The sequence below is a fragment of the Alteromonas sp. K632G genome (genome assembly GCF_017653625.1).
Taxonomy (GTDB): Bacteria; Pseudomonadota; Gammaproteobacteria; order Enterobacterales; family Alteromonadaceae; genus Alteromonas; species Alteromonas naphthalenivorans.
Map to the genome: position 1 here is coordinate 1 of NZ_JAGGDM010000014.1, position 12,822 is coordinate 12,822.

Here is a 12,822-nt window from a genome sequence, read left to right on the forward strand (position 1 = left end):
TTGGGGTATAGCCAAGTTGGTAAGGCAGCGGGTTTTGATCCCGCCATTCGTAGGTTCGAGTCCTGCTACCCCAGCCAAACCTCTTTTATCAACGCACTGAGGAACCCACTTGTGCCAGATATGAAGCTCTTTGCAGGTAATGCCGTACCAGAACTTGCCCAGAAAGTCGCCGATCGCCTTTATACCAAACTCGGGAACGCCAAAGTAGGCCGTTTCAGTGATGGTGAAATTAGCGTAGAAATTCATGAAAACGTCCGTGGTTCGGACGTTTTTATTATCCAATCAACCTGTGCACCCACAAATGACAACCTAATGGAATTGATCGTGATGATCGACGCTTTGCGCCGCGCATCAGCAGGTCGTATTACTGCGGTAATTCCATACTTTGGTTATGCGCGTCAAGACCGTCGCGTTCGTTCAGCCCGGGTGCCAATTACTGCAAAGGTTGTCGCAGACTTTCTTTCTAACGTTGGTGTAGATAGAGTACTTACTATCGACTTGCACGCCGAGCAGATTCAAGGTTTCTTCGATGTACCTGTAGATAATGCATTCGGAACGCCTATTCTGTTGGCCGATATGGTTCAACGTGATTTCGCCGATCCGGTTGTAGTATCGCCAGATATTGGCGGTGTTGTTCGAGCACGTGCTACCGCTAAGCTACTTAACGATGCTGATCTTGCTATTATCGACAAACGCCGTCCTAAGGCGAACGTTGCTCAGGTAATGAACATCATTGGTGACGTTAATGACCGTGACTGTATTATTGTGGATGACATGATTGATACTGGCGGCACGTTAGCGAAAGCAGCTGAAGCATTGAAAAGCCATGGTGCACGTAATGTTTATGCTTACGCCACCCATGCGATTTTCTCTGGTAACGCAGCACAGAACCTAAAAGAATCTGTCATTGATGAAATTATCATTACCGATTCTATTCCGCTTAGTGCAGATATGCAGAAGATTGGAAAAGTGAAACAACTAACATTATCTGAAATGCTTGCTGAAACGATTCGTCGTATCAGCAATGAAGAGTCTATTTCAGCGATGTTTGAGTACTAGTTTCTAGCACTAGACGTGAGTACTCAACTCGAATAGTCGCTGCGAGCATATAACGCGATTACCATTCGAACTTCACTTCTCGAAAAAGGGCCTACAGGCCCTTTTTTATTGCCCGCATGTTTACTCTTTACTTCCTACATCCAAAACGTTTAAAAATTTTCAAAAAGTAGCCACGCTTTTACTATCCTTAAAGCTCTTAAACTATCGGTCGATAACCGAACCACGATTTAACGGGTTAATGCGATTTATTGCGCGTAAGCTTTCTTATCAGCGTTATCAATATACAAAGAATAAAAAAGGAGCGGTTAGTGAATGTAAGAAAAACACGCTCGTTAACGGCATTTGGGTATTGGTTAAGTCGATTTTGGACCGACCCCGATGCTAAGCCGGAGTTGGCTAACTACTATCGTGCCCGGCAAATTGACTCTCTATCTCGACAACTTCCCCTTGCCAGCAGTGCAACTGTTCTCATCGTTATTTTGTGTTCCGTTTTTGCTAATGACCTTATTAATAGTGATTTTATGATTGCATGGTCGTTGTCTTTACTTATTATCGCAGCCGGTGATGTTATCGCTTGGTACTTATTGGTTAAGCGAAAAATTGAGAATACTGGCTCTAAGCGGGTTCAATTTATCTTGGCACTCATGTTGGGATTGGCGGCTGTTTTATATGCGCAAATGACGACCGTATTACTTGGTGTTTTGGATACCCAAGGTAAGATTATCTTAGTTGCTATTATTGCAGCATTTATTGCAACTGGCGCTTGGCAGTTTGCGTCCTTACCCGCAGCCGCGTTATTTTGGGTTTTGTTCTTAACCCTGGGGGTATCAGTAGGTATCCACATAAGTTACTTTGGCGAGTATTTATTTATATCTGCATTGCTGTTGATCTATTGGATATATCTAAGCTGTGTGGTGCTGGTTACATCGAAACGTTTTGTTCGCGGATTAATGGCTGAAACCGCCATTGAACATCAACGTCAGGTTGTAGGCTTGCTATTAAAAGATTTTGAAGAAAACGCCAGTGATTGGCTATGGGAAATTGATAGTCACGGATGTTTGATGCATGTCTCGTTGCGTATGCAACATGTTTTAGGGAAACCTATTCAACAACTCTCTGGCAGCCATTTTGTAAACTTACTTTCAGACAGCGCATCTGCGGCGAACCAGAACGTGTTGAGGGAATTAGCAACTAATTTTCAGCAGAATGAGCCCTTCACGCAAGATAACATTCCTATTGAAGTCAATGGCGATACTAAATGGTGGTCGCTGACAGCCCAACCTCTTATAAATAGTACAGGTAACTTATCAGGCTGGCGCGGTGTCAGCACTGATGTGACAGATGCGCTACTTCGCGAAAAAGAGATGACATTTTTAGCTAATGTCGACGCTTTAACTGGGTTGGCTAACCGCCATTTATTCGCCAAAACATTACAACAATGCTTTGTCGATGAAGATGAAACGAAGGCCCCTGAAATAGTTAAGGGTATAACCTTAATTACGTTAGACCTTGATAATTTTAAAGTGATTAACGATACGTTAGGCCACTTAGCTGGTGATGAGCTATTAAAAGACATTTCATGTCGATTTAAAGAAATCACGCCAAAGGGTGTTTTACTTTCAAGACTGGGTGGCGATGAATTTGCTTGGGTTTTCAAAAATAGCCTTACGCCGCTAGAAGCGACACGTTTCGGGCAGCAAATCCACGACTTATTGGCTGAACCATGGCTACATCAAGAGCACTCGTTTGATTTAGGCGCCAGCATTGGGGTAGCAAGCGCGCCAATGGATGGTGTGTCCCCAGTGTCTCTTCAACGTGCCAGCGACATGGCGCTATATGCAGCCAAGACGAGCGGTAAAAACAAACTTTGCTTCTACGATCCTAAACTCGATGAGTATGCCATGTTGAGATTAGCGCTGCTAAGTGATTTTCGTCAAAGCTTTGCAGACCACGACTTTGTTGTGCTCTACCAGCCTCAAATTCGGTTTAGCGATAATACGCTAATCGGTTTTGAAGCATTGGTTCGTTGGCACCACCCCGAGCGAGGCGTCGTATCGCCTACCGATTTTATTCATCTGATTGAAGAAAATGGCATGATAGTCCAGTTAGGGGAATGGGTCTTAAGACAGGCCTGTAGTGATGCCATGAACTGGCCTGCACCGCTTCAAGTTGCTGTGAATGTTTCTCCCGTTCAAATTGAGCGAACCAATTTACTCACTACCGTAATGAAGGCGCTTAAAGCAACAGGGTTACCAGCCTCTCGATTAGAACTTGAGTTAACTGAATCATCATTAATGTGTGATGGCGACAGCACGATTGTGCTTTTGAATAGCTTAAGAGAGCAAGGCGTTCGGATCGCATTAGACGATTTCGGTACAGGGTACTCTTCACTGTCTTACCTTCAACGTTTCCCTTTTGACAAGCTAAAGGTAGACCGAAGTTTCGTTATTGCCGCGTCAGAACACACTCAAAACGTAAACAGTGCAAATGCGGAATCTATCTTGTCAGCAATACTACAATTGGCTAATGCATTACACTTGCAAACCACTGCCGAAGGTGTAGAGACACAAGACGTTTCCACTTTGCTACAAAAGCTAGGTTTTACTAATGCACAGGGCTTTTTCTATGGTCGCCCGATGACCGCCGAACACGCTGAAAATTTCATCAGCCAATGGCCTGACATTCAAAATAAAGAGAACTAAATCTGCTTTAAAGTAGTCTTTCTTTATAGCCATATGGCCACTTTCGGTTTACGGTTGGTATCTAATAAAAAACTATAAAAGAGGCATTTATGAAATTCACTCGTACATTATCTACGCTGTCAGCCGTCACATTATTATTTGTCCTTGCTGGCTGCTCTAATGAAGACGACACCACAGTTGATGTTAAAGAAGAGCCCCTTATGACTGAAAAAGCAGATGAAAAGCCTCAGCAAGCCTTTGTCCCTAAAACTGCCGAACAAAAACGTCTTAGCGCATCTGGTGAAGCCAGTGAAGTTACCCTAACCGGCACCATTGTGTACAAAGAAATGGAAGGCGGTTTTTACGCTTTTATTGCTGAAAATGGGGACCGCTACACGCTTCAAAAACTGGATAAGAAATTTCATAGAAATGGCTTAATCGTTAAGATAACCGGCATGCCTATGCCAGATCTTATGACTATCACCCAATACGGCACCGTGTTAAAAGTCGATAGTGTAGAAATACTCGACGCTAGCAGAGTGATAGGAAACGCATCTTCTCACTAAGCATGCCTCGACTACGTATTGCTTGGCAAGAAAAGGGAAACGGTGATCGATTACGGCTAGCTACGCCGTACAAACGTCACTGTTAATACTAGGAGTAACAAATGATTAATGCATATGCAGCAAAAGAGCCAGGTGGAAAACTGGAAAGGTTTGAATATGATCCCGGCGAATTAGCCTCTCACGATGTAGAGATAGACGTGGAGAGCTGCGGCATTTGTCATAGTGATTTAAGCATGTTGGATAATGAATGGGGTATAAGTGAATACCCATTCGTACCAGGCCATGAAGTGGTAGGAACAATAAATGCGGTAGGCGAACACGTTACGTCATTGAAAGTAGGTCAGCGAGTTGGCTTAGGCTGGCACGCCGGCTATTGTAATAGCTGTGGCACCTGTGAGTCTGGCGATCAAAATTTATGTTCTAATGCCACAATGACAATTGGCGGTCGCCACGGTGGATTTGCCGATAAAGTACGTGCGCAAGCTACTGCGGTAGTTCCTCTTCCTGACGGTGTAGATCCTAAAACAGCAGGGCCACTTTTTTGTGGTGGTATCACCGTGTTTAACCCATTAGTACAATTTGATATTAAACCCACCTCAGTGGTTGGCGTGGTAGGTATTGGCGGCCTAGGTCACTTAGCATTGCAGTTCTTAAATGCATGGGGATGTAAGGTTGTTGCTTTCACTTCAAGTGAATCGAAGAAAAAAGAAGCGTTAGAGCTAGGCGCTCACGAAACCTTAAATAGCCGTGATAAAGACGAACTTAAAGCCGCCGCGGGTAAGTTTGACCTTATTATTTCTACCGTGAATGTGAAGCTTGATTGGAACTTGTACCTCTCGACGTTAGCGCCTAAAGGCCGTTTACACTTTGTGGGTGCAACGTTAGAGCCTTTAGACATAGGCGCGTTTAACCTTATTGGTGGCCAACGTTCAGTTTCAGGTTCGCCGGTAGGTAGCCCGGCTACTATCAAAACCATGCTGGATTTTGCTGCGCTGCATGATATTGCGCCAGTAACCGAAACCTTCAAGTTCGATGACGTTAATGAAGCAGTACAACGACTTCGAGATGGTAAAGCCCACTATCGCGTAGTGTTAACTAAATAAGCTTTAGGTTAGTGGTTAGTAAGGCTTCTAATATTATGAAGCCTCGCTAACATAAGCACACCCGCCAAGTAAAATTTGTATGTTATAGGCCTCGGTGTTAGAATTCGCCGCCCTCAAAATTTGAGGCGGCGATTGTTGTATACAATTTGTAGCTACAACGCCCTATAACAGTAGGTTCTGGTCGCAAGAACTTACATTCTTAATTTTTTATTGGAGACATATAATGTCTAAAGCAATTTTTACTCTGGACGCTACTGTACGTACAGACCTAGGGAAAGGTGCGAGCCGCCGCCTACGTCGTGAAGACAAGCTTCCTGGTATCATCTACGGTGGTGAAGAAGCGCCAGTGTCGATCACTCTTGATCACAACAAAGTAAACAACGCTGCTGACTTTGAAGCGTTCTACTCTCACGTTCTTACTTTGAACGTAGACGGAAAAGCTGTTGAAGTACTCGTTAAAGACATGCAACGTCACGCTTTCAAGCCTCGTATTCTTCACGTTGACTTCCAGCGCGTAATCGCAGGTCAAGAGTTACACACTAACGTACCTCTTCACTTCATCAACGAAGACAAGTCTGCAGCTATCAAAGCTGGCGGTATCGCTGAGCACCACGTAAACGAAATCGAAATTACGTGTCTGCCTAAAGATCTTCCAGAATTCATCGAAGTAGATATTGCTAACGTTGAAATGGATTCTACTCTTCACTTGTCTGACCTTACACTACCTGCTGGTATCACGTCTGTTGAGCTTGGAAAAGACGACGAGACTCACGACCTTGCAGTAGTCACTGTTAAGCCTGCTCCTAAAGCAGCTGATGCAGAAGAAGGCGACGAAGAAGCAGCTTCTGAGGAATAATCAGCTTGGCTGATATCCGACTTATCGTGGGCCTGGGAAATCCAGGCCCCGAATATGATAATACCCGACACAATGCCGGTGAATGGTTTCTAAACCAACTTGCCGACACCTTCAATACCCCGCTAAAACCAGAATCCAAATTCTTCGGTAAAACTGCTCGCGTAACTATTGCTGGGCATGATGTACGTTTACTTTATCCTACAACTTTTATGAATAAGAGTGGTCAGGCTGTAGCGGCATTAGCCAATTTCTACCGTATTGAACCCGAACAAATTTTGGTGGCCTTTGACGAACTCGACTTACCTCCCGGTGTAGCGAAATACAAAATAGGCGGTAGCTCTAGTCAAAACGGTATTAGAGACATTGTGGCAAAATTGGGTAACAATAAAGACTTCTTACGCTTGCGTATTGGTATTGGACATCCGGGTCACAAAAGCCGTGTTACCGGACATGTATTAGGTAGGCCCCCCGCTGACGAAAAAATGGCTATAGAAAGTGTCATTGACGAAGCTGTGCGTTGTACTGAAATACTCCTTAAAAACGACCTGAAGCAAGCGCAAAATCGGCTACACTCCTTTAAGGCGTGAGCCTAAGCTAGCACTAATTCCAGACAAGGATCCCTACCATGGGTTTTAAATGCGGTATTGTTGGACTACCAAACGTAGGTAAATCAACACTCTTTAATGCACTGACAAAAGCAGGTATTGAAGCGGCAAACTTCCCTTTTTGTACCATAGAGCCCAACACAGGTGTTGTACCTGTACCGGATCTTCGCTTGGACAAACTGGCTGAAATTGTAAACCCCCAGCGTGTTATTCCAACCACAATGGAATTCGTTGATATTGCAGGTTTGGTTGAAGGCGCTTCAAAAGGTGAAGGTTTAGGAAATAAATTCCTAGCTAACATCCGTGAAACCGATGCAATTGGCCACGTGGTTCGCTGTTTCGACGACGAAAACATTGTTCACGTTGCAGGCAAGGTTAACCCACAAGACGATATTGATATTATCAATACCGAGCTTGCACTTTCAGACTTAGAAACCACAGAAAAAGCCCTACACCGTGTTGCTAAACGCGCTAAAGGTGGCGATTCTGATGCTAAGTACGAACTTAAAGTATTGGAAAAAATTAAGCCTCACTTAGATGAAGGTTTATTACTTCGCTCTTTAGAACTGACTAAAGAAGAGCACGCTGCAATCAGCTACATGAACATGCTTACCCTTAAGCCAACCATGTACATTGCAAACGTTGACGAAGACGGTTTCGAAAATAACCCATACCTAGACAAAGTACGCGCTATCGCTGAAGGCGAAAATGCCGTAGTAGTTGCAGTATGTGCGGCTATCGAGTCTGACATTGCTGAGCTTGAAGACGACGAGCGTGAAGAATTTATGCAAGACATGGGGCTTGAAGAGCCAGGTCTTAATCGTGTTATTCGTGCAGGCTATAACTTGCTTACCCTTCAAACCTACTTTACGGCAGGTGTTAAAGAAGTACGTGCTTGGACCTTTCCTGAAGGCTCTACCGCACCTCAAGCAGCTGGTAAGATTCACACCGACTTCGAGAAAGGCTTTATTCGTGCCGAAATCGTTAGCTACGATCACTTTGTTGAATTCAACGGTGAACAAGGCGCGAAAGACGCCGGTAAGTGGCGCTTAGAAGGTAAAGAATACATTGTTAAAGATGGCGATGTAATTCACTTTAGATTTAACGTGTAAAAAGAAATGTAGCCTACTAGCGTTTCTATTTACGTTACAAAAAACCACCCTTAGGGGTGGTTTTTTATTGCCTGTAGAATTAGTTGTTGATTTAACGGGCAATGACTCGGTACTTTAAACACATAAAGAGACACTTATACCAGTGTTAATAATATGATTTACATCAGAGCTTACAATAAAATGATTAAAAGACTCGTCCATTCACTTTCTTCGCTTACTCAGATATCAGCACGTCCACAGATATCAGTATTGGCAGTATCGCTCTGTGTGGCCTTTTTGGGCGTAAGCAGCGTTGTGTCTACCGCGCACGCAAACAATCATGAAAAAAGCCCTGAGGCCACTCAGGTAAAAGAAAAACTATTGATGGATAACGACATCACCAACAAATGGTACAAAGTGCCTAATAAACATATCGTTACTCTTGAAACACACTATGGTGATGTGGTCATCGCGCTGAACCCCGCTTTAGCGCCTCATCATGTAAAACGCTTTCGTAAGCTAATAAAAAGTGATTTTTATCAGCAGCAGTACTTCTACCGTGTGGTCGATGGTTTTGTTGCACAAGGAGGGAGTAATGAAAGCCATGAACCCTCGCCAGAAACCGGTAATTTGAAAGCTGAGTTTGTTACCCCCCTTTCATCTTCTGCGGTTGTTATAGAAGAAAACGACATGTTTGCCCCCGCGACAGGTTTTCTAAATGGGTTTCCTGTAGGAATAGACAGCACGAGAAATGAAATGTGGGCACTTCACTGCCCTGGCACGGTCGCTTTTGCCCGTAATAGTGAAAAGGACACTGCCAGCACCGAGTTTTATATTGTGATTGGACAAGCGCCGCGGCACTTAGATAGAAATATGTCAGTTATTGGGCGTGTACTCGAAGGAATGGAAGTATTGCAGCAATTACCAAGGGGCCCAATAGAAAATAGTGGCGTTATTGAAGTGCCTTCGGATAAGAGCCAAATTAGAAATAGTTACGCAGGTAACAAAGATACGTCGGGTAAACAGTATTATATTCAGCATCCTTCGCATCCCGAATACCAAAAACGTATGAAAACTGGGCAAACACTCGATAATTCTTTCTTTCATGACAAAATTTATAGTCCTAGACCTATAGATGTTTGCTATTACCAGACTAAAACTTCATCAACGCCATGGAATTAAGTTTGGGTTTATTGGCGATATTTGATTAAATTCACTGCACTTTGGCTAGATTTTAAACCTGAATGCACAGATATTAGCCACTTAGAAAAAGTTAGTAAAAAAGGGGTTGACGGTCGCCAGTCATATCCGCATAATACGCGCCACTTCCTGAGAGGGAAAAGAAAAAGCCGGAGGCTATGTAGCTCAGTTGGTTAGAGCACATCACTCATAATGATGGGGTCGCAAGTTCGAATCTCGCCATAGCCACCAATTTTTCTTTTTATCTAACTTCTCTTGAGGTTCTGACTGTGCGGGAGTGGTGGAATTGGTAGACACGCTGGATTTAGGTTCCAGTGCTTCACGGCGTGAGAGTTCAAGTCTCTCCTTCCGCACCACAGTTGGGGTATAGCCAAGTTGGTAAGGCAGCGGGTTTTGATCCCGCCATTCGTAGGTTCGAGTCCTGCTACCCCAGCCATTTTTTCCTAGTAATTGCGCTTTTGCTGCGTGGTTATCACTTGGGGTATAGCCAAGTTGGTAAGGCAGCGGGTTTTGATCCCGCCATTCGTAGGTTCGAGTCCTGCTACCCCAGCCATACATAAGAAACCGGTCCTTCGACCGGTTTTTTGTTTTCTGGCATACATAAAGTTGTAATCTAACTACTTATTCCCTCTTCACTCTTTTTTTCCACATGCTACTATATTTGCTTACTGTGTCTTTTGAGCTCTCCAGCAAGGTACTCTTTTTAAGTACGCTCTTTTAAGGTTCATCAATTTTAGATAGTAGCCTTTTAAGCGATAAACAGCCTCTTGAGGTTTTCTACGGGTCTCACAACAACAAAAGCAAAGGAAAACGCGTGATAGAAAACTTTGTCTCGGCGGTAAATAACGTTTTATGGGGTAACGGCCAAGTATTAATCATCATGCTACTAGCATGTGGTATTTGGTTTACTGTTAAATTAGGTGGTGTTCAATTACGTCATTTTGGTCACATGTTTACCTTGTTAAAAGGAAGCAATAAGTCGACCAAAGACGGCATTAGTTCATTTCAGGCATTGTGTACTAGTTTATCTGCCCGGGTAGGCACCGGTAACCTAGCAGGGGTAGCGGTAGCCATCTCGCTTGGTGGCTCTGGTGCTATCTTTTGGATGTGGATGATTGCCATACTAGGCATGGCCACAGGCTTCGCTGAGAGCGTTTTAGGGCAATTGTATAAAGTACGAGATGAAAACGGTGAGTTTCGTGGCGGCCCTGCGTATTACATTAAACAAGGTTTGAATAAAACCTGGTTAGCGGTAGCCTTTTCTTTATGTCTTTTCTTCGGTTACGGCTTTGTATTTAGTGCGGTGCAAGCCAACACCATCACTGATGCGTTAAACAACGCGTATCAATTCCCCAGCGAATACACGGGCATAGCGATTATTGCCCTAGCCTCTTTAATCGTAATAGGTGGCTTACGGGGCATTGCTAGATTTGCTGAATTTGTTGTGCCTTTTATGGGTATTGGTTATGTCTTAGTGGCATTGGGGATTACCTTTATCAACATCTCAGAACTTCCTGCTATGTTGATGGATATCATTAAGTCTGCATTTGGATTACAAGAAGCCGGCGCGGGCGCATTAGGTGCAGCGATTAAAAACGGTATTCAGCGCGGCCTATACTCAAACGAAGCCGGAAGTGGCTCTGTGCCACATGCTGCGGCCAGTGCAGTGCCTAATCCTAACCACCCAGTGTCACAAGGTTACATTCAAATGCTGGGCGTGTTTTTAGATACTATGGTGCTGTGTACCTCTACCGCCTTCATTATTCTGCTTGCAGGCGGCTCTAGCTCCGAGCAAATGGAAGGCATTAGATTAACCCAAGACGCAATGAGCAGCCATTTAGGCGAAGGCGGAACCGACTTTGTCGCCGCAGCCATTAGCTTGTTTGCGTTTACTTCGGTTGTAGCCAACTATGCCTACGGCGAAAGTAACTTACATATGTTCAAACTCGATAACCGTGCAGGCCGAGCTGCCTACACGATAGGTTATTTGGGAATGATTTACTGGGGCGCCCAAGCGGCCATGCCACAAGTATGGGCCATGGCGGATATGGCATTAGGGTTAATGACTGTTATCAATATCATCGCTATCGTGTGGATGACACCTACTATCGTATCTATCAGCAAAGATTACTTTGCTAAACGCGATAGGGGTGAAAAGGTAGAATATAAAACTGGAGACTGTGAAATTCAGGGTAAATCTGAAGACGGTATTTGGTAAGCGAAAGACCTACTTTTAACGCCAGGTTCAGCATTAAAAAGCCGTGGAACAATGTATTTTGTACCACTGTTTTTTATATCTGGCCTAGTACGTTTATTTGGGCCTTAACAACTCAAACATGTTGCTACTGTCTACACTGAAATAATCCCCTGCTCCACCACCGCGCATGACAGGTTCTGCTTTCAACGTTTTATACACACCCGCTTCAATCATGTCCTTTTGAATATGCACACCCACGACCTCTCCCATCACAAACCAACTTTCACACAAGCCGCCTTCTGCATTTTTAAGTTGCACGATATCGGTAAGCTTACACTCCATACTAACGGGGCTTGATTTCACCCGTGGCACATCGACAATGTGTGATGCTACTGTATCTAAACCTGCAAACGCGAATTCATCTTCATCGAAAGCTAAAGCCGCACTGGTTTGATTCATAGCCTCTAATAATGGTTTGCCGACAAGATTCCAACAAAACTCACCGGTTGCTTTAATATTTTTCAGCGAATCTTTATCACCCACGCTAGAAAAACCGATAATAGGTGGCGTGTAATTTAGTGCATTAAAAAAACTGTAAGGCGCGAGGTTTAGCTTACCGTCTTTACTTTTTGACGAAATCCAACCAATTGGCCTGGGAGCGATAATGGCGTTGAATGGATCGTGTGCGAGGTTGTGACCTAACTTGGGTTCGTAAAAATGAATATCGGACAAGAGTTTTCCTTAGCAGCTACTATCGTCAATTTACTAACGTTATTTTACCAATACGAGTATAGCGGCTAAGGCGTTTAAATAGCAGTACCGGTTTTATTAATTAGGTGATGAGTATTCGTCATTGACTTACATATCGAAGGGAACAAAAAAACGGCGTAAAGCCATGCTTATACGCCGTTTCGTCACAATAAATCAATCTTGCGAATTACTTACTTCTTCGCTTTTTTAAGCTCTTTCTTAAGCTTTTTAAGTTTACCTTCTTGCTTAGAAATTTTAGCTTTTGTTACTTTGATTTCTTGTTTAACTTTTTTAGCTTTAGCCATTATGAATATCCTTTTTGTGCTATTTTTTATTGAGTGAAGAACGCAAGGCAATATGCGCCCACTCGATGTAATCACTGGTTTAAGAGCAGTGCATTTTTGATAAAGCAGAAGCGCTAATCCGAAGACTTGGCTTTTTGCTCTTCAGTGAATTCTTTAATAAATCGCCTGATTTCTCTGGCCGCTGTAGTATCTAACTCTTCGCAGAGATGAATGAAGTCAGCACGCTCCTGATCGTTAATACGAATGATCAGCTGACTATTCTTTTTTTTCTTCTTCTTATCCAACGTAAGTCCTCATCAAGAACGGTATTATCTACAAAAGCCAGCACATACCGATTCATGCGATTTATGGCTATACAGCATATAGCATTTGTATATACGCTTTCAAGGTTTTTTCGTTCGTTTATAGT

Annotated in this window: 10 protein-coding genes and 5 tRNA genes; 13 read left to right on the forward strand and 2 right to left on the reverse strand. The window is 43.6% G+C overall.

What is annotated here, in order from left to right; translation table 11 throughout:
• Window position 1 precedes the first annotated feature (1 nt).
• From J5X92_RS13940 to J5X92_RS14005, 13 genes are all read left to right on the forward strand, one after another.
• A tRNA-Gln gene (locus J5X92_RS13940) sits at window positions 2-77 on the forward strand.
• 1,290 nt (window positions 78-1,367) lie between these two features.
• A complete protein-coding gene (locus J5X92_RS13950) occupies window positions 1,368-3,761 on the forward strand; it encodes an EAL domain-containing protein (RefSeq protein WP_208805970.1) in 2,394 nt (797 codons plus the stop codon).
• An 89-nt stretch (window positions 3,762-3,850) separates the two neighbouring features.
• Complete coding sequence (locus J5X92_RS13955) at window positions 3,851-4,306, forward strand: hypothetical protein (RefSeq protein WP_013784692.1); 456 nt, start codon at window positions 3,851-3,853, stop codon at window positions 4,304-4,306.
• 101 nt (window positions 4,307-4,407) lie between these two features.
• Entirely contained in the window at window positions 4,408-5,409 is a 1,002-nt protein-coding gene (locus J5X92_RS13960; RefSeq protein ID WP_208805971.1) for an NAD(P)-dependent alcohol dehydrogenase, read from the forward strand.
• Between the two features lie 223 nt (window positions 5,410-5,632).
• Window positions 5,633-6,265: a 50S ribosomal protein L25/general stress protein Ctc gene (locus tag J5X92_RS13965; protein ID WP_013784694.1), complete on the forward strand. Its 633-nt coding sequence runs from the start codon at window positions 5,633-5,635 to the stop codon at window positions 6,263-6,265.
• 5 nt (window positions 6,266-6,270) lie between these two features.
• Window positions 6,271-6,852, forward strand: a complete 582-nt coding sequence (gene pth / locus J5X92_RS13970; protein ID WP_208805972.1) for an aminoacyl-tRNA hydrolase — start codon at window positions 6,271-6,273, stop codon at window positions 6,850-6,852.
• A gap of 38 nt (window positions 6,853-6,890) precedes the next feature.
• Window positions 6,891-7,982 (forward strand): redox-regulated ATPase YchF, encoded by a 1,092-nt coding sequence (gene ychF / locus J5X92_RS13975; protein ID WP_013784696.1) that lies wholly within the window; start codon window positions 6,891-6,893, stop codon window positions 7,980-7,982.
• A 180-nt stretch (window positions 7,983-8,162) separates the two neighbouring features.
• Entirely contained in the window at window positions 8,163-9,143 is a 981-nt protein-coding gene (locus J5X92_RS13980; RefSeq protein WP_244360819.1) for a peptidylprolyl isomerase, read from the forward strand.
• A gap of 172 nt (window positions 9,144-9,315) precedes the next feature.
• Window positions 9,316-9,392: transfer RNA gene (locus J5X92_RS13985), tRNA-Met, on the forward strand.
• A gap of 40 nt (window positions 9,393-9,432) precedes the next feature.
• Window positions 9,433-9,517: transfer RNA gene (locus J5X92_RS13990), tRNA-Leu, on the forward strand.
• Between the two features lie 4 nt (window positions 9,518-9,521).
• Window positions 9,522-9,597 (forward strand) — tRNA-Gln (locus J5X92_RS13995).
• A gap of 41 nt (window positions 9,598-9,638) precedes the next feature.
• Window positions 9,639-9,714 (forward strand) — tRNA-Gln (locus J5X92_RS14000).
• A 261-nt stretch (window positions 9,715-9,975) separates the two neighbouring features.
• Window positions 9,976-11,379, forward strand: a complete 1,404-nt coding sequence (locus tag J5X92_RS14005) for an alanine/glycine:cation symporter family protein (RefSeq protein ID WP_013784698.1) — start codon at window positions 9,976-9,978, stop codon at window positions 11,377-11,379.
• A 93-nt stretch (window positions 11,380-11,472) separates the two neighbouring features.
• Here J5X92_RS14005 and J5X92_RS14010 read toward each other — a convergent pair whose 3' ends face one another.
• Together J5X92_RS14010 and J5X92_RS14015 are read right to left on the reverse strand one after the other, a co-directional pair.
• A complete protein-coding gene (locus tag J5X92_RS14010) occupies window positions 11,473-12,090 on the reverse strand; it encodes a flavin reductase family protein (protein WP_129737568.1) in 618 nt (205 codons plus the stop codon).
• A 436-nt stretch (window positions 12,091-12,526) separates the two neighbouring features.
• Window positions 12,527-12,697, reverse strand: a complete 171-nt coding sequence (locus J5X92_RS14015) for a hypothetical protein (protein WP_013784701.1) — start codon at window positions 12,695-12,697, stop codon at window positions 12,527-12,529.
• Window positions 12,698-12,822: the final 125 nt, after the last annotated feature.